At 49.1% G+C, this 18,671-nt stretch carries 12 protein-coding genes; 6 read left to right on the top strand and 6 right to left on the bottom strand.

All coding sequences use genetic code 11. From position 1 onward, the window contains the following. Nucleotides 1–103: 103 nt before the first annotated feature. From CRO25_RS23860 to CRO25_RS23850, 3 genes are read left to right on the top strand one after another with little or no spacing between them, the layout of a single operon-like run. Nucleotides 104–1,477: a DEAD/DEAH box helicase gene (locus CRO25_RS23860; protein ID WP_064635737.1), complete on the top strand. Its 1,374-nt coding sequence runs from the start codon at nt 104–106 to the stop codon at nt 1,475–1,477. Nucleotides 1,478–1,504: 27 nt separating this feature from the next. Next, entirely contained in the window at nt 1,505–2,257 is a 753-nt protein-coding gene (locus CRO25_RS23855) for an ABC transporter ATP-binding protein (protein WP_072735467.1), read from the top strand. Between the two features lie 2 nt (nt 2,258–2,259). Then, nucleotides 2,260–3,477 (top strand): ABC transporter permease, encoded by a 1,218-nt coding sequence (locus CRO25_RS23850; protein WP_079696657.1) that lies wholly within the window; start codon nt 2,260–2,262, stop codon nt 3,475–3,477. A gap of 163 nt (nt 3,478–3,640) precedes the next feature. Here CRO25_RS23850 and CRO25_RS33515 read toward each other — a convergent pair whose 3' ends face one another. The 3 genes from CRO25_RS33515 to CRO25_RS23840 all read right to left on the bottom strand — a co-directional run bounded on the left by CRO25_RS33515 (nt 3,641) and on the right by CRO25_RS23840 (nt 6,156). Beyond that, nucleotides 3,641–3,778, bottom strand: coding sequence for a hypothetical protein (locus CRO25_RS33515; protein WP_162842448.1), 138 nt, complete (start codon nt 3,776–3,778; stop codon nt 3,641–3,643). A 283-nt stretch (nt 3,779–4,061) separates the two neighbouring features. Beyond that, nucleotides 4,062–5,360, bottom strand: coding sequence for an aminotransferase class I/II-fold pyridoxal phosphate-dependent enzyme (locus tag CRO25_RS23845; protein ID WP_063566077.1), 1,299 nt, complete (start codon nt 5,358–5,360; stop codon nt 4,062–4,064). 178 nt (nt 5,361–5,538) lie between these two features. Continuing rightward, the gene (locus tag CRO25_RS23840) at nt 5,539–6,156 is read right to left on the bottom strand and encodes a pyridoxamine 5'-phosphate oxidase family protein (protein WP_079696656.1); all 618 of its coding nucleotides are present in this window, start codon (nt 6,154–6,156) and stop codon (nt 5,539–5,541) included. Nucleotides 6,157–6,292: 136 nt separating this feature from the next. Between CRO25_RS23840 and CRO25_RS23835 the strand changes: the two genes are divergently transcribed. After that, nucleotides 6,293–7,750, top strand: coding sequence for a PLP-dependent aminotransferase family protein (locus tag CRO25_RS23835; protein ID WP_079696655.1), 1,458 nt, complete (start codon nt 6,293–6,295; stop codon nt 7,748–7,750). Between the two features lie 121 nt (nt 7,751–7,871). Beyond that, on the top strand, nt 7,872–8,657 hold the full coding sequence (locus tag CRO25_RS23830) for an AraC family transcriptional regulator (RefSeq protein WP_053783204.1): 786 nt from the start codon (nt 7,872–7,874) through the stop codon (nt 8,655–8,657). Nucleotides 8,658–9,151: 494 nt separating this feature from the next. Here the strand turns inward: CRO25_RS23830 and asd are convergent, their stop codons facing one another. Continuing rightward, nucleotides 9,152–9,943 carry an archaetidylserine decarboxylase gene (gene asd / locus CRO25_RS23825; RefSeq protein WP_079696654.1) on the bottom strand — a complete coding sequence of 264 codons (792 nt, stop codon included), beginning with the start codon at nt 9,941–9,943 and terminating at the stop codon, nt 9,152–9,154. Between the two features lie 85 nt (nt 9,944–10,028). Continuing rightward, nucleotides 10,029–11,159, bottom strand: coding sequence for a YheC/YheD family protein (locus CRO25_RS23820; RefSeq protein ID WP_079696653.1), 1,131 nt, complete (start codon nt 11,157–11,159; stop codon nt 10,029–10,031). A gap of 394 nt (nt 11,160–11,553) precedes the next feature. On the opposite strand from CRO25_RS23820, the gene CRO25_RS23815 reads away from it, so the two are divergent. Continuing rightward, nucleotides 11,554–16,785, top strand: coding sequence for a WIAG-tail domain (locus CRO25_RS23815; protein WP_079696652.1), 5,232 nt, complete (start codon nt 11,554–11,556; stop codon nt 16,783–16,785). 182 nt (nt 16,786–16,967) lie between these two features. Here CRO25_RS23815 and CRO25_RS23810 read toward each other — a convergent pair whose 3' ends face one another. Then, complete coding sequence (locus tag CRO25_RS23810) at nt 16,968–18,533, bottom strand: M4 family metallopeptidase (protein WP_079696651.1); 1,566 nt, start codon at nt 18,531–18,533, stop codon at nt 16,968–16,970. Between the last annotated feature and the right edge of the window lie 138 nt (nt 18,534–18,671).

Raw genomic sequence — 18,671 nt, 5'->3', positions numbered from 1 at the left:
TTTTTTCGCATATAATGAAAGGTAATGTGATGACAGGCTTCGGTTTTATTAGTACAAGCAGGGCTAGAGCATCAAAACGAATAAATTTAAAGGATGGACATACATGACGAATCAAACATTTGCTTCAATTGGCGTAGAACAGGATCTTGAGGCTGTACTCGCCAAACATGGCATCAACGAACCTTCACCGGTACAGGCACAGACAATCCCGGTTATTTTGGAAGGTCGCGATGTGGTTTCAAAATCGCAGACGGGAACAGGCAAGACACTCGCCTATTTGCTGCCACTGCTGCAATCCATCAAAAGTGATGTAAAAGGGACACAGAAGCTCATCATAGCTCCTACACAAGAGCTGGCGATGCAGATTGTCCGCGAAGCACAGCGATATGGAGAAGAACGCAAAATTGGCGTTCTGGGGCTAATTGGCGGCGCCGCAGTAAAACGTCAGATCGAGAAGCTGCGTGAACACCCGGAACTGGTTGTAGGAACGCCAGGACGTCTGAAGGAATTGATCACGCTGAAAAAGCTGAAAATGCACAATGTCTCCACGATTGTTATTGACGAGGCAGACCAGGTATTCCAGCTCGGCGGGGTAAGTGACGTGGACTTCGTATTGCGCAGTGCCCTGCGCGACCGTCAGCTTATTTTCTTGTCAGCAACGATTGATGAGCACACTGCTGGACTTGCGAAGCGGGAGATGAAAGAGCCGGTACAGATCGGAATTGAACCGGACCGGGCAACTGCGGCGGGACTTGAGCATTTTTATTTTGTAGAAGAAAACCGCAACAAAATTGATATGCTGCGCCGTCTGGTTAGACAGTATAACCCGGATCGTGCCATCGTCTTTGTGAATGCTACCGAGGATATTGGCGAGGTTGAAGCGAAAATGAATCATCTGGGCTTCTCGGCAGCTGCGCTGTATGGAGATGCTGACAAAGTGACCCGCAGCAACGTGCTATCCGCTTTCCGTAACGGGAAACTGCAACTGCTGATCGCGAGCGAGGTTGCAGCCAGAGGACTGGATATTGAAGGTTTGCCGATGGTCATTAACTATGACCCTGCATTTGATTCGGAACATTATGTTCACCGTGCAGGAAGAACAGGTCGTATGGGTCGCAGTGGTATCGTGTTGTCGATCGTGGACGAAACGCAAATTTTCATTATGCGCAAGTTTGCGCGGGAACTTGGAATCGAATTGCCGGAACGTGTATTGTTCGGGGGTAAAGTGCTGGAGGCTGATCCGCGTCCGGATACGCGGCCTGAAGGACATTCTTTCTCCAGAAAACCAGGGCAGTCCCGGGATCGTAAACCTGGTCAGGCCAGCCGCAATGGCGGCGCCAGAACTGCTGCTTCGAATCAACGTCCGGCGGGCGGCAAGCCAGCTGGCAATACAGGCAGAACAGAACGGGACCAGGATCGTAAGAACAAGGGCGCTCCTAAATGGAGCAAAGGTAAAGAGCCACGCTCTGAAGAATAAAACCTGACGAAAGAGGTGCAGGGATAGATGGATAACGTTCAACCACCCGTATTGAAAATCAACGGGCTAAGCGGAGGATACAGTGCCAAGCGGCCGGTCCTCCACGGCATCGATCTGGAAGTTGGACGCGGAGAAATGGTCGGACTGATCGGATTAAACGGTGCTGGCAAAAGTACTACGATGAAGCATATTTTAGGATTGATGACCCCTCAACAGGGAGAAGTGCGGGTCATGGGCAAGAAGCGGGACGAAGATCCACAGGTATATCAATCCGCCATGGCCTTTGTACCGGAATCTCCTGAGCTGTACGACGAGATGACAGTCATGGAGCATCTGGAGTTTACGGCCAGAGCATATGGTGTTTCTGAGGCTGATTTCAAAAAGCGTACGGAGAAACTGCTCGACTTGTTCCGCATGAATGAGAAAAGTACCAGTCTGTCGACCCACCTGTCCAAAGGTATGCGGCAAAAGGTCATGATCATGTGTGCTTTTGTGGCGGGTCCGCCACTCTATATCATTGATGAGCCTTTCCTGGGACTTGACCCCCTCGGAATCCGCTCTTTGCTTGATTTTATGCTTGAAATGAAGGCTTCGGGATCATCCATTTTGTTGAGTTCACACATTCTGTCCACCATTGAAAATTACTGTGACCGTTTTATTGTCCTGCATCGAGGACAGGTCATTGCTCAAGGGACGCTGAATGAGCTGCGTACTCAATTCGGGGAATCGGATGCCACGTTGGAGCATATGTTCTATTCCCTTGTACAAGGCAGGGATTAAGCATGGATCTCAAGCAGTTATGGAAGCAAAGACGCACTGGATTCTGGAATGGAATTCTTCCTTATCTGGGTTATGTCATTCAGAGCGGCGTAGCCATGGTGTTCTTATTTCTCGTCATTGCGTTCTCCGCCTGGTATACATCGTTTGTACAGCACATTCCGGAGGGATTTCCGATTCGCTGGATAACGTTGCTATTGTTGGCGCCACTGGTGCTGTTTAGCAGCTATCGTACATATCTGCATCCGGCAGACATCGTATTTTTACGTCCGCAGGAATATCGGATGCACGAATATCTGAAAAACAGCTTTGCTCGTGGCATTATCTATAAAACCTTGGGTATACTGCTCGTATTTGTAACGTTGTGGCCGCTCTATGTTCGAGCAGATCAGGATGCAAGGCCATTTGGCTGGTTTATCCTGCTTCTTCTGTTGTGGAAAGGGTTATCGAGCTATGGGGCTTGGCAAGAACTACGCATGGTGCAAATCGGTGCCGCTAGAGGATATCGTTTGCTCCGATGGGCTTTGGCTATACTGGCGATTGCCGCCTGGTTGTGGCAGCCTCCACAGCGCAGTATCTGGTTCCTGCTGCTGCTGGCCGTCGTTTATATCGTTGCTCTGCGTATCCCTCTGAAACATCGGGTTTCATGGGACCGTCTCATTCAGGTGGAGCAGGGCCAGGCTGGACGAGTGATGCGTACGCTGGGATGGTTCGTAGATGTGCCTTCATCAGGCCAAAAAGTAAGTTCTCGCCGCTGGCTCAGCAAATGGGGGAGTGGCCTCCCGTGGAACGCAGGGAAAGCCTATCGCTATCTGATCACCAAAACGTTCATCCGAACTGAAGTGTTCTCTATCGTTGTGCGCTTGGTTGTACTGGGCATGCTGCTGTCCTGGTGGACGGCAGGCAGTTATTTCGGGATTGGTGTATACCTGTTCTTCCTGCTGCTTGTGGGTGTGCAACTGGGTGCACTGCGTCGCAGTCATAGTGAATCGTTCTGGATTATGATTTATCCCATCTCGGGAGAAAGTCGTCGTTCCCAGGTGCTGGGGTTCATCTCGAATCTGCATGCACTGACTGCCTTGCTCATGTGGCTGCCGATGCTGGTTGCGGGATGGAATGGACTGAGCATGATCGGAGCAGCACTGGTTCTTGGTGTGCTGGTCATCTACTTGATGCGACGTTCTCAGGGCAACAAGTGGTTGAAAGAAGAAGAGGATGAATGAACGAGCGAGCGAGCGTCTGACTAGTTAACGTTCAATGGCAACGCCGACTAGGGACGCTTGCGTAACATAACAAAAGAAGGGTATTCCGAGCTGTATCCCGGAATACCCTTCTTTGTGCTACAGTCAGCTTACCTTGTTCCGACTCCTGGTGAGGACGTATGAACTAACAGAGGAACGATTTTGTGATAATGACGAGCAAGATGAACAGAACGAGAATGGCACCTGTATTTGTAAATCCTCCTCCGTAACCGTAACCGCCGCATCCATAACCGCCTCTTGTTTCTTCAACTACTCCAGACATGGTCATTCCCCTTTCAAGTGGTGTTGGGCACGCCCTTGCGTACATCGTATATTATGTGCTTTGGGGATAGGCTGATTGGGCCGTTGCCCGGTAGAGCCTGAAAATTCATCGTTTTGGGCCTTTGCCCGTCAAGATAGCCACACGTTTTCAAAGCGGAACACAAAATACCCCTTTATATCGAGAGACATTCATCAGGATACAAAGGGGTTCGTATTTGAGTCAGGCAACGGATGCAAGTCCGCTCCCTGACTTATTTATTTGGATTAGCATTACTGCATATAAATTAAGTTGTCTGTAGATCCAAAACTCCACGATAGATCGTGTCGAACAGATCTTCCAGTCCGGATTCTTCAATACAGGAGAAGGCGATTCGCAGATCCGCCTCACCCAGCGCAATCGTACCGACGCCGTATTTCTGTAGCAAATGGGTCCGGAGCTGCTCTGCGCCGACATCCTTCAGCTTCAGGCACATGAAGTAACCGGAGTTGAACGGATAGTAATCCCATACCTCACCGTATTTACCGCTATCGAGGATGGATTTTACTTTGTTGGCGCGGCCTTTCATGATTTCAAACTTCTCCAGCTTCTGTGCTTCGAACTCAGGTGCTTTCAGCGCATCCAATACAAAAGTTTGGGAAGGATGCGGACCACTGGAGATGGTTGCCCGGATAATACCGAGTGTTTTTTGCTCCAGAGCATGGAGAACTGCAGCATCTTCATGGGCGTACGTGATGAATCCAACGCGGAAGCCCCATACGAATTCTTCCTTCGTGGCACCGTCAACTTTAACAGTTAACACACGTGGGTGGAGGTTCGCCAGTTTGCCAAACAGGGATTCGTGAATGGAATCTTCGAAGAAGAGACCAAAGTAGGCATCATCTGTCACAGCAACGACGTTCACACCAGCCTCAGCCGCTTGATGGATCGTATCCACGATTGCATCTGCTTCTTCGGCTCCAGGCGTATAACCTGTCGGGTTGTTCGGGAAGTTCAGCAGCACGATGGCTTTGCCTTTGTCCTTCTGCGCAAGCAACGCTTCGAGCAGGCCAGCACTGTTGAAGTTCAATTGATCATCGAACAGGGGATAATGAACTAACTCGCCATGACGACGAATTCCGAAGGTCAGCTCATAATTTTCCCAGTTTTTATCCGGATATATAACAGCGTCCCCTTCTTCGGCGAACAGGTCGGCTACGATACTCAGTCCATGAGTTAATGCGTTAGTCACAATGGGGTTACCAAATGTTTTACCTTCAAGGGAAGGTGTTTCCTTCAGCATCTTGTCTCTCCATACGGTCCGCAACTCAGGCTTCCCTGCAGGCGGAGCATAAGGGTACAAATCTTTCGGTTGGTATGCGGACAGCTTATCCTGAATAACAGCTAGGTGCATCGGCACACCGCCCTCCAGAGCAATACCAATCGTAGCATTGTAGGTTTTGGCCAGACTTGCTGCTTCAGCAGACTGACTCAAGATACCTTCTTTTGGAAAATAGATTTCTTTGCCGAGCTGCGACAGCATGGAGTAGACGTGACTGCTGCCTGCCTGAATACTTTCGTTCAACTGTTCAGCCAGTGGATTCATTCTTTTCATCCTTCCAAGTCTTTGGGATTCAACTGCCTAACATTATAACACCTTGCCTTGCCCCCGTCACGGAAATTACGCACAATGACAGTTTTATCACTTCACCGCGTTGTTGCGGGTGTTTTTGAGTGAGGTTAATGTTACTTCTCCCGATTGATTATACTATGGAAAATGAATGTTATTTCTGATGGAAAGGACAATATTTCCGCATCATTTCGGCAGTTTCTGCATCTCGTCCTTCGTTACGCTGTTCCAGTTCGCCGCTAATATGGTCAAAGCGTTCAGCCGAGAGGTTCTGTCCAAATTTGAACTTGGCACTGATCCGTTCAGGAACAATGCGAACCACAGCAACGGCTTTGAGATTACCCTTGTAGCGGGGATCAGCTGCATCAATGGGGACATATCCGCCCTGCGGCTGGAGTTTCTCCATAAAGCGTTGAAGAACCTTGCCCTTGATGGCCAGATCCTGAACCGGCTCTGCCTGTCCGAATGCCATTACACTTTTGAAAAAAGAAGTTGCCGGACAAGCTAATTCGGGATCACTGAAATAAGATGGAATCAGGGAAAACTCTTCTGCCACGGTAAAACTGACGGAGGAATCCTGCTTGATCTGTTTCATTTTCTCTCCGGCAAGACTGCCATGGAAATAAAAACAACCGTCCATATATACGAAGTTTAGCGGTGTTACCCGTGGCTGCCCGTCCGGACTAACCGTTCCCAGAAAACCAAAGGAGCATTGGTCCAGAAATGTTATCATTTCCTGTTCTTCATCTACATTGAATTCTTTTCTTCTCATCGGTGTTCCCCCTTGAATAGCATGTGGATTAAATCGCTGTACCTTAGCCATAACAATAGAACTTGCATTGACATATAAAAAGATCCAATTTACATTCACTTTAATAGACCAATTTATTTGGAAAAAGAGGTGCACGATGGAATTGTGGCTGCCTATGGATTCATACGTGGTTCAACACCGTTACAAATACGAGGCATTGTACCATGCCTTGCGTGACGCCATTCATGCAGGGACGCTGGTTGGAGGCACAAGACTGCCTTCCACTCGCGAGCTGGCACGTCAATATGAAATGTCACGCGGCTCCGTGGCACAGGTATATGACATGCTGCTGGCTGATGGTTACGTGCGAGCGCATAGGGGAAGAGGGACTTTTGTTTCGGACACCATAACAGCACAGGACCATGCAGAGCAGGAGGCAATGATTCAACTTTCTCCATGGGGAGAGCGGGTGAGTACGCTGAATATTCAGAATGAAAAGGAAAAACCGTCAGCCATTGACTGGGAGCAACGGGTCATCACCTTCCATGTACAGCGTATGCCTGCCGAGCATTTCCCACAAGCGGAATGGAAAAGTGCGCTGGCTGCCGTTCATCGGAGCGGATCGCATGAACGAAGTGGTGCTGCTGGAGACCTTGAACTACGTGAGGCCATCGCCTCACATCTGAGGTGGACACGGGGCATTCAGGCTGAGGCATCACAGATCGTACTGTTTAGTGGTTCCATGCAGGGCATCACTTTGATAGCACAGCTGCTTATCCCTGAGGGGGCCGCTGTTATATTGGAAAACCCGGGATATCAGGGAATTGCTCATGCCGTTAAGTCCTGCGGAGGAAAGATTATTCCAGCGGAAGTAGATACCGGGGGGATTATTCCGCAGTCCTGGGAAGCACAGACGTTATTTGTGACACCTACCCGCCAGTTTCCTACAGGGGCTGTCCTTGGTCTGGACAGACGGAGAGCCATACTTGAATGGGCCTCGGAGCGAAATGCCGTCATTATTGAAGATGATTATGATAGTGAATTTCGCTGGGGAGGTAGGCCGATTGAACCGCTCAAAGTACTCGATCGTGAACAACGGGTCATTTATGTCGGATCGTTCTCACAAACGATGGTTGCATCCTTCCGGCTTGGTTACGCGGTTCTGCCACCCAGTCTGGTGCAGCCACTGATCGCTGCAAAAGCACTGTACGAACCCGTACCTCCTGCCCTTCTGGAGCAGCGTGCACTTGCGAAGTTTATGGCCCGAGGAGGGTATTTGCGCCATCTAAGACGGTTAACCCGTCTCTATGGGGAACGGCATGCTTTTTTTGTCAGTGAGATGAAGCGGGAATTACCGGAACCTTTCATCATGCAGCCTGGGGATGCTGGATTGCATATTTATGCTACGTGGAAAGGGGATATTGACAGTTACGAGCGGTTCAAGGCACTGGCTCAGGAAGAAGGTGTCGTATTCCGTGATGCGGTTCGTTATTGGCTGACTCCAGGTCCGCCGGCTGTGTGTTTTGGCTTTGCACATCTGGAGAAAGAGGAGATTGAAGAGGGGATAAGGCGAATGCGGTTAGCATGGGAGAAGTGCACATTTTCGTTTCGGTGAATTCCGCTGTATAATGGAATAAGACGTTTCGCTCCAGCAGGAGCAGAAATATATAAACACATATCGCATCATTTTTGATGCAGTATGCAAAAGAGATTAACTTTCAAGGGGGAGTGGCGACATGCTGCAGGCATCGCCGTCATCTTTTGTTATTTTGCCCGCCGTCGCCAAAATTGTCTGCGAACCGGGATGGAAGTGGCAGAAGCGGGAAAAACCGATGCAAAACTATGACTTATTTTATGTATGGAGTGGTGAAGGGACCGTTGTGCTGAATGACCGATCGTATGAAGTTGGCAAGGGTAGTTGTTTTCTGTTCAGGCCAGGCGATCATCCTACTGCAACACATAATAAGCAAAAACCGTTGGTACTAACGTATATTCATTTTGATGTAGATATACCCGTTAATGATGTTCCCCAGTCCTATCGTGAGGTACTGGAAACGGTGGAATTCGAGCACTTGCTGGCTCGTTATGTAAGATTGTTCCTATCCGATGTATATGGGCGGGATGAGGAGAGCCGACTGATTCTGAAACAGCTGATGATTCATTTGCTGCGTGCAGATACAGAAGCTCCTGTGGAGAAAAAGGTGAGCAACCAGTTGTCCGATGTCATCCAGGAGGTAGCTAACTATGTACGCCAGCATCCGGGGATAACACATCGCGTGGAAGACCTCGCTGCAAGGGCTGGATTATCGCCGCGATACTTCTCGATCAAGTTCAAGGAATTGATTGGTTCGTCCGTGCAATCCTATATCATTCGCATGCGCATTGAGCGGGCTGAGCATCTGTTGGTGCATACCGGCATGAATGTGACCGAAGTGGCAGATGCCCTGGGGTACCGCGATATCTTTTTCTTCAGTCGTCAGTTCAAGCAGTATACCGGCAAAAGTCCGTCCGAGATTCGTTAGGGCCTCTCTGTCCGGTAGAATATGGTAACGTTTCAATTCTGGGAAGCAGGGGTAAGTATGTAGCATTCCAGACGATCGAAAGGGGGAACTTGTGATGAACGGAAAACGTCGGGTCCGCAACCGGGGATGCTCTATCAGGGGCTTTAATATTTTCCGGAACCGCCTGCGCCGCTCCAAACCGGCAGAGGAAATGCAGGACGTATGGTTTTAAGGAATGGTCAGAAAACCAATATGACGAAGCTTAGCTTCGTATTGCATGTATACATGGAATGGGAACGGTAATCATCCTGACTTCTACATAGCTCTGAAGCGGATAATCGGATTCTCTGATCGGCAAAAGGTACTCATAGCCTGGACACTTTACCCTTAAAAGGTGTTCCGGCTGTGAGTACCTTTTTATATTTTTTATATAGGCCAAGTTCTGTGTGGTCTCTTTCTTAGATCAGAAATTAAAAAAGATGACTCCTGTTATTCAGGAATCATCTGCGTATTGCTCAATGGATTGGTTTTAACCGACCGAGCAATTCTCCCATTTTGACGGAGTCGCCAGGCTGCAAGCCTGGGTCCGGTTCGAATGTACCGCTCTGTGTTAACAGCACGACAGTGGAACCGAATTCAAAATATGCGAGATCATCGCCTTGTGCCCATGAACTTACATCCACACCAGCGTACTGTATGCTGCTCACATTCATTGCGCCTACTTTCACGACAGCAACTTCTCCATAATCATGAGCAATATACGTAATGAGCCGTTCGTTCCGACTCAGCACCGATTTCATATGGGTCAGACCAAAATCATTTACGGGATAAACCTTGCCCTTAATATGTTCACTCTCAATGCGGCGACCGCTAACAGGAGCATGTATGCGGTGATAGTCGCGTGGGCTGAGATACAGGACAAAGGCATAACCGTGCTTGTACTTCTCCAGATGTGGTGAGTGGTTTAATAATTCAGCAAGTGTATAATTTTGTCCCTTAACATTCAGGAGCGTTCCAGCAGATACAGGACCGGCTGCCGTGATTTTGGCATCGACCGGACTGATCAGTGCATGTTCTGAAAGTTCAAGCGGGCGCATGCCCGGTTTAAGTTTACGGGTAAAGAAATCATTCAATGAACGATATTCCTTCCAGTCTTTCTCAGCTTCCTGAACAGGGATGTCGTAGGTCCGGACAAAATAAGGGATAAATGCCTTGCTTCCCCGGCTCTTGGAGAAGGCTCCCACAGTCCGGGAGATCCATTTGCGAGAAGAAAGCTCGGTCATTAACCGCAACAGCGTTTTTGCCATGAATATCCCCCTTAGGGTTAGTGCGAACTTCAAGGCCGGCAGGGCCGGCCGTTCTGCATAATATTGACACAGAATGCCCACGAAATCAATATAGGCCGCGATCATACGTCTGGGGTTGCCTTGGTATGCGCGAATTCTGCTCCAGCAGCAGACGTCCGTAAGCCATCGGCTGCCGGTAGCTGGCTTTCCAAGTCTCCGTCATCCCGGCCTTGCGGAAACCGTAGCGCTGATCCCTTCCGTTGCATTCGATAAAATAAATCTGGCCCTTCTCTGTGATCCCCAGATCAAGTCCGAGGTCCGCAAGATGAGGCAGGCTCGAAGCCAGCGTCCGTGCGATTCGGAGCCCGACAGACCGGATTCTGGCCTCCAGTTCAAGTGCATGCCAGTCGGTTGCCTGCAAGTCAAGGGCTTCAGCCAGCGTCATGACTTTGCTGCCTTGGGCGATATTCGTGACAAACGTATGCGCCGGAGCCACCTTGGCGAATATGCCTGTGATCGCCCACAAACCGTCACTTCCTCGTTGCACGGATACCCGCAGATCTACAGGTCTTCCCTCAAAACGAACCAGAGGTATGCGTTCTTCAATGAGATAGGCATGCCGGAAAATACGGCGTAGGGTGGCTGATGGCAGTTGTCCCTTATTCAGTCGAAAGGTGGCCCATCCCTTGCGTGAAGTCCTTGTCTCACATGTCAGTTTCCATTGACCGTCCTTTTGGAATATCCGCATAATGCCGTGACCGATGCTTCCGCTGCATGGCTTGATCACCAGATCATCGTAATGTTCCATCATATATGCCAAAGAATCAGGTGTAGCTTTGACCGCACGGGGGAGATGTTGCCTGAGACCGGGGTCCTGATAAAGCATCTCGTGAATGTGGTCTTTGCGGTATCGATTGCGGACATTGTAAACCTGTATGCCCTGCAACAGCAGTTTGGTCACCTGATGCTGCTCCGAACGGCGAAGCTGGAGAGCCCGGTTATGAATAACGGAGGGCAATGGCATCCTTTGACGAACGTATATACCCTCTTTTTTTACATAAGCCATACAGGTTTTGTTGTCCGCATCCACGTCTTCCAGCCGCAAAAAACAAGGAGTTAATCCATAACAGGCCGCTGCCTGTTCAACATTCGCGAGTGATTCCTGACCCGTCCTTCCAGCCGGTATCCCCCGGTACATGCGTGAATCGAACAGAATACCGATCGTTTCTTGTAGCATGACCGTTCCTCCTTCAATGTTATCGCGACCATGGATCGTCCATCCATGGAATGCCGGCCTGTCACCGCATGGTTGGACATCACGATAACGCAGACCGGAATCATGATGCTTCGATATGCATCAACGAGTTCTCCTTCCAGCCATTTGCATCATATGGATTTATGCAAATGGCTTACATGATATCGTATGACATCTCTGGGGTAGGGGCGTGGACAGCCGCCTTACATAAGTGAACGGGTACAGCCTATTTCAATAGGGACAGCTCGATCATTCATACCTTGAAGCTTGTGCAGCGATGAAAATGTAACCCACCAAAGTCATGAATTACAGTGGCAGATGCCCATACTGACGCATATGATGCCGGAGACGAACGTTAGAGGAAGGAGCTAGCTGCATGAGTAAAAAAGGCAATAAGAAGGTTCCTACGCCAAAACTGCGGCATGTGAGTCCTAAATTTAAGGAACTGGATCTGACCAATCGACGGTCAGACACAATGGACTCAGGTTTCACTTCGAATAGGGAAGAACGCTTGAATACAAATAAACGGAATTCGAAGGCCATTCAGGCATCAGAAGAATTCCTATCCGAATCAATGGAGCTACCTGCTTCAACGAACGAGCTGGAAGACCTGGAGATCGTAACCAAAGCCATCAAACCGGAACCCGTAGAGTCTGATAGCGAGAAAGTCGTCGAGACGCAAGATATCCTGGAAAAGCAGATTCAGGTCAGCAGCGTGGCTCCGCTTGTTTTGGAAGAAGAGCTGGGTATCAACAAGCAAGAAACAGCAAGCAGGGACCGGTTGCAGATCCTGAACCAGAACCAGATGCCTGGTCATACCGGACACTATATCTACACGGACGACTTGAGTGAATTTGCTGTTACGGAGAGCAAACTGGCTCCTTTCTCTGTGGATGCCTCCAAGCTGAAACCGGATGCGGTCGGCAGTGAAGCATTGCAGGATTATGCGGTGACCAGCATACACATAGCAGACGGGGCCATTGTTTCAGCGAAACTTGCGGAAGCGTCTGTATCTGAGGAGCACCTGATTGACGGCTCTGTGTCTGGTCATAAAATACGAAATGCTTCTATTGCAGGTGAGAAAATCAGAGATGGCAGCATTACTTCTCAGAAGCTTGGCAACCAGGTCATCGATTCGGCCAAAATTGCCGACGGTTCCATCGGCACAAGACATCTCAGCCGCATGCTGGTAACGGAAGAATTAATCAAGAATCATGCCGTAACTGGAGACAAGATTGCGATTAGCGGGGTGGATACAAGACATCTCACGGGGGGAGCTGTGAATACCTCCAAACTGGCTGACGATGCAGTGACTACATCCAAAATTCGGGAAGCTGCTGTCACAGGCAGCAAAATCGAAGAACTATCCATCGAGTCTCACCATATTCAGGCAGGTGCTGTTAAACAGACACATCTGGCAGAAGGGTCTGTCGGTCGTTCACAACTATTAAATGGCAGTATTGGAAGTGACCAGATAGAGGATGGGTCCATACAAACAAGACATTTAGCTGAGGGTTCACTAAGTGGAAGACATCTCTTGGACGGTTCAATCGGATCAAGCCAGATTCGCGCTCATTCCGTTGGCAAGGAGCAGATTGGCAATGGAGAAGTGGGCAGTGAGCATTTGACGGAAGGTGCAGTAACCAGCAGCAAACTGGCAGACCAGTCTGTGGGAACAGCAAAATTGCTGGAGCAGTCCATTACGGCATCCAAGATCTCTGATCAGAGCGTCATTTCTTCCAAAATTGCGGATGAAGCCGTACAAGGTAAACATCTTGCCAAAGGGTCCATTCGTGCGGAACACATTGCGAATCGGGGAATTACACCGGTACATGTGGACAATTCCGCAATTCACTCCATTCACATTGCAAGTGGGAGCATCGAGGCAACTCATCTATCTACCGCAAGTGTGTCCGGAGATGCTCTCGCAGACGACGTGGTGTGTGAGCGGCATCTTGCAGAGTCGGCCGTGGGTACGTATGAATTGCAGGATGCTGCCGTTACAGACGTTAAACTCGCGGATGGAAGTGTGACAACAGAAAAGCTTGGAACGGCATCGGTGAGTAGCAGAGCGCTTGCCCCGGGAAGTGTTATATCCTCGCATCTTGCGAGTGGTGGAGTCACAGGTACACATTTGGCTCCAGGCAGCGTGGGTTCCGAGGCTCTGAGACCTTATGCAGTGAAATCGGAACATCTGACAGAACATGCCGTAGGTGTGCCTCATCTTCAGCCAGGCAGTGTTGAAACGGATGCGATTGCACGGGCCGCGGTCACAACAGATAAATTGGCTATTGATAGTGTAACTTCAGCCCAGCTGGCTGGCGGGTCCATTTTTCCGCCTCATCTAACAGATCATGCGGTTACCTCCCCCAAGCTTTCACCAGAGAGTGTTGCCACAGATAAACTGGCGGATTTTGCTGTCACGTCAGCTAAACTGGCAGACGGCAGCGTGACTTCTTCCAAGATTATGGCAGAGAGCATTAACGCCAAACATATTCCATCAGGAACCATTCGCGGATATCACCTGAAGCAGCATGCCGTTTCCTTGGAACATTTGTCGGAAGAAATACGCTCGCCGGAATTATTCGCTGATGGCAGTATTACCGGCAACAAACTTCGGCATGACTCCATAAGTGCGGACCATTTGACAGCAGACTCGGTATCGGGGACAGAACTACAACAGGCTGCTGTAGGTAGCGAGCACTTGCAGCCATCCGTTGTACAATCCGTCCATCTGGCTGAAGGCAGCGTGAAATCTGACCATTTGGGAACTCAAGTAGTTAGCTCACAGCATCTGAAGGCAGACATCATTCATGAGGAGCATATTGCTGAACAGGTGGTCACATCGCATCACTTGGCACCTGGATCTGTTGAAACAGACCATCTGGCACCTTTATCCATTACAGCGGCTCATCTTCAGCCAGGTTTAATTAGTGGTTTGCATCTTCAGGCAGAGTCGACAAGTGCTGTTCACCTGCAGCAAGGAGCTGTGCATTCCCGTCATATTCAAGATGGTGAGATTCTTCCTCATCATATCCATGAACGCAGCATCGGAACGTCTCATCTGGAAGAAGAAGCGGTAAGTACGATTATATTGCAGGATGAATCTGTAACACGCTCCAAACTAGCAACTGGTAGTGTGGATGGTAGTAAATTAGCCGCAGGAACCGTATCGGCTACTCACATTGCCAATGAAAGTGTGCAGACCCGTCATATCCAAGAAGGAGCAATCCTTGCTGATCATATTCAAGAGTGCAGTATTGGCTCAGTTCATCTGGATGAGGAGTCTGTAAGTGCGGTTCATTTGCAAAATGGATCTGTAACAAGTGCCAAACTGGCGGATGGCAGTATAAACGGCAGCAAATTGCTTGAAGGAACCGTATCGGGGATTCATATTGCGTCCGAAAGCGTGCAATCCGAGCATATTCAGGCAGACGCCATTCATGCTGACCATATTCAGGAGCGGAGCATCGGCACAACCCATCTGGAGGAGGAAGCAGTAAGTGCGATTCACCTGCAAAATGGGTCTGTCATCAGTGCCAAACTGGCCGACGGCAGTGTAACCGGCAGCAAGTTGATCGAAGATGCGGTGTCGGGAATCCATATCGCCTCTGAAAGTGTGCAATCCCGCCATATCCAGGCAGGAGTAATCCTTGCTGACCATATTCAGGAGCACAGCATTGGCATGCTTCACTTGGAACAGGAAGCAGTAAGTGCCATTCATCTGCAAAATGGATCTGTAACAAGTACCAAGTTGGCCGACGGCAGTGTAACCGGCAGCAAGTTGCTTGAAGGAGCAGTATCGGATATCCACATTGCAGACGATAGTGTGCAATCCCGTCATATTCAAGAGGGAACAATCCTTGCTAATCATATTCAAGAGCGAAGCATCGGCACAGCACATTTGGAAGAGGAATCGGTAAGTGCCATTCATTTGCAAAATGGATCTGTAACGAGTGCCAAACTGGCGGATAGCAGTATAACCGGTAGCAAGTTACTCGAAGGTACGGTATCCGGGATTCATATCGCATCGGAAAGTGTGCAATCCGAGCATATTCAGGCAGGAGCCATTCAAGCTGATCATATTCAGGAGCGAAGCATAGGCACAACCCATCTGGAAGAGGAAGCAGTAAGTGCGGTTCATCTGCAAAATGGGTCCGTAACGAGTGCTAAATTAGCTGACGGTAGCATTAGCGGCAGCAAATTGCTCGAAGATGCTGTATTGGGGAGCCATATCGCGTCGGAAAGTGTGCAAACTCGCCATATCCAGGCAGGAGCGATCCTTGCTGATCATATTCAGGAGCATAGCATTGGTACGTCCCATCTGGAGGAGGAAGTAATAAGTGCGGTTCATCTGCAAAATGGATCCGTAACGAGTGCCAAACTGGCCGATGGCAGTGTGAGCAGCAGCAAACTGCTTGAAGATGCGGTGTCGGATGTCCATATTGCCAATGGAAGTGTGCAATCCAGTCATATCCAAGAGAGAGCCATCCATGCTGAACATATTCAAGAGCGAAGCATTGGAATCTCCCACCTCAAAGCGGAATCGGTCAGTTCGATTCATCTGCACAATGGTTCCATAACAAGTGCCAAAATGGCTGACGGCAGTGTAAACGGTAATAAATTGCTTGAAGGTGCGGTATCGGCTATCCACATAGCAGACAAAAGTGTGCAATCTCGGCATATTCAGGATGGAACGATTCTTGCTGATCATATTCAGGAACGCAGTATTCGCACAACCCATCTGGAAGAGGAAGCAGTAAGCGGGATCCATCTACAGAATGGGTCCGTCACAAGTGCCAAATTGGCCGATGGCAGCGTGAACGGCAGCAAACTGAGTGAGCAGAGTATTACCTCTAATCATTTGAATGCGGGGATTGTAGGTCCGGCGCATTTGAGCGAAGAGATATGGAATGCGATTCGTCAGTTCAGTGGAGAAACGCTGGAACAACTGGCAGCTATCAAAAGACAAGAGGGATTGCTTCAAACAGAAAATGAGGTTGTACCGCCATCACAGCCGGCAATTGTCGTGGAACCCTCAAGTGTCGATCTGAAGGAAACGCAGTTTATCCAGACGTCGGGTCAGGAGCTGGGGCAACAACAAGAGCATCCATCGCAAGCTAACCAGCTTGGAGATTCATTGACGACAGCTGGCACGGTCCAGCCACAGCTACCGCTACCACAGCCTGAATTTTCACATGAGATCGATGGAATTAAGGAGTTCAAGCTGAGGGAGCAAGCAGTTAAGCAGGAGCATTTGAGTGATGGAGCTGTTGGAAGCAGCCAGTTGCAGCATGGAGCTGTGGGTCCTGAACACCTGTCATTCCAGCCCGTACGAAGTGTCAGCCGTCAGCCTGTGGTGCAGCAGTTCGGTATGGAGGCCTTTATATTGCCTGAGGATGAACAGTGCGTGGAAGTAACGGTAGCCTTTGAGGAGTCGTTTATATCGGAGCATTATGTGATTGTAGCCATGTGTAATGATCGGGGATTCCAGGTATCGCTCCTCTCCCAGAGTGAGGATGAAGCCGTACTGGAAGTGTCACGAACTACGGGCTCCACACACACCTATGGATTGTTGTCATGGATTGCCGCTGGGCCTTCCGTGTAAGAATGCGAGATCATGTGTCCTCATTCAAGACATCTGTAGACGAATGATTTCACATGTTTAAATAGACAAAAGCGGTTCCCGGATATGTCCGGGATACCGCTTTTTTTCATATATAAGCTTGCTCCGTTCGGACGATGAGGGGTGCCTGAACGATTTAATATGAGTTCAACAACGAATGATTCTTACAGTCCTACAGCTTGATAAGCTTTGGTAATTGCAGTAGCTTCAGCCGAAGTCGCTCCGTACAGATCTTTAGCGGCTTGGATTGTCGCTGTTTTGGCAGCAGCAAATTTGGATGTAGGTGTCAGATAGTTCACGAGTGTGCTGTAGAAGATTTGAATGGCTTTATCACGCCCGATCCCTGTTACAGTGACACCATTATGTGTACCGCCTTGAGCTGCAAGATAGTACGCTTTGTTAATGATACCGCTGTTGGTATGAACGCCTCCGTTGTCCGCTGTTCCAGTATAACGGTCAGCGTATTTGTCAGGTTGTCCATACAATGTAGGGTTGGATAGGGAGCGCAGTGCATCACCTGCAATGTTAGGGGTGTAGACATCGTCGCCAAGCAACCAGTTTTTGCTTTGGATCGTATTTCCGAAAATATCAGCGAAGGCTTCATTTAATGCACCTGGCTCATTGCGGTACTCCAGATTGGCTGTATACTCAATGACACCGTGAGTCAATTCGTGGCCTACTACATCCAGATCACCAGATAGTGAACGGAAAGTCGTTCCATCACCGTCACCAAATACAATCTGTACTCCGTTCCAGAATGCATTATTGTAGTTGGAGCCATAATGCACAGTGGATTTAATGAGCAAACCGTTGCCATTAATACCGTTGCGGTTGAATTTGTTTTTGTAGAAATCATACGTGGCAGCAGCATGGGCGTGGGCATCTACGCCAGCACGATCAGTCCATACGTTATCGGAATCTGTCAGGAGTGTACCTGGAATGGAGGAACCATTGTTTGCAGTGTAAGTTTCAATCCCATTGCCGCGAGTGGTATCTTTCAGTTGGAAGGTACTGCCGGATTGGGTGGTTGTAAGGGTTTTGGTATCACCAAGTACACCTGTACCTGTTCCTGTTGCGAAGTTGATGAGGTCATATTGAGATACGATACTGCCGTCAACGGCATTCACGAAATATTTGGTACGTAATGGGGCAGGATCCAGCACATTGACTTCGGTAATGTAAACAAGGTAGGTTTGGTTGTCCTCTTCATTGTGGTAAATGTTCAACTCGGCTTCAGGGGTTTTCTGTGGTTCGCCAAGCTCTCCAACGCGGGAAGTGGCTTCTTCCGATGCAATCTTGATCGCATCTTCTGCACTGATTTCAGCGACACCGTCATTAGGGATAGCTTGTTCTTCAACCGGTGGGAGATCTCCAAGTGCGGATGAAACCTGGCCTGTTTTGTCTAGGTGGATCGTTTGCTCGGCACCGTAGACTGGAATGCCCTTAATGTACTGCTTCAGGCGGAAGTGTCTTACACCAGAGGTGTCCGTAGTCCTTTTAATAATTTTGAGTTGGGATTTCACGTCGGAATTCAGGAATTGTTCCTGTTGTCCAAGGAAATTGAAGATTGTTTCGTCAGAACCGCTGTTCAACTGGATACCCTCCTCAGAGGCATAAGGGGCCTGCAATGGAATGAACTGATCAGACAATGGAGCTGCAGCAGCAGAAGATACGGAAGCGAGCAAAAGAGCTCCTCCAAGAATTGTTGGCATAACTTTAGCAAATTTCATAGTAAACTCTCCCATTCTCAATATGATTTTTTTTGAAAACACATAATTATGCCAATCTCGGTTGGAGTTCCGTCTGCAACTTGGGCAGCGCGGAGTGTGGGGCTGAATCTGAAACGTGGAATATGACAAGAAACGATA

The sequence above is a fragment of the Paenibacillus sp. RU5M genome, from assembly GCF_900221055.1.
Classification (GTDB): Bacteria; Bacillota; Bacilli; order Paenibacillales; family Paenibacillaceae; genus Paenibacillus; species Paenibacillus marchantiae.
Note: the sequence above shows the minus strand (reverse complement) of the source record. Positions and strands in the feature narration are given on the sequence as shown.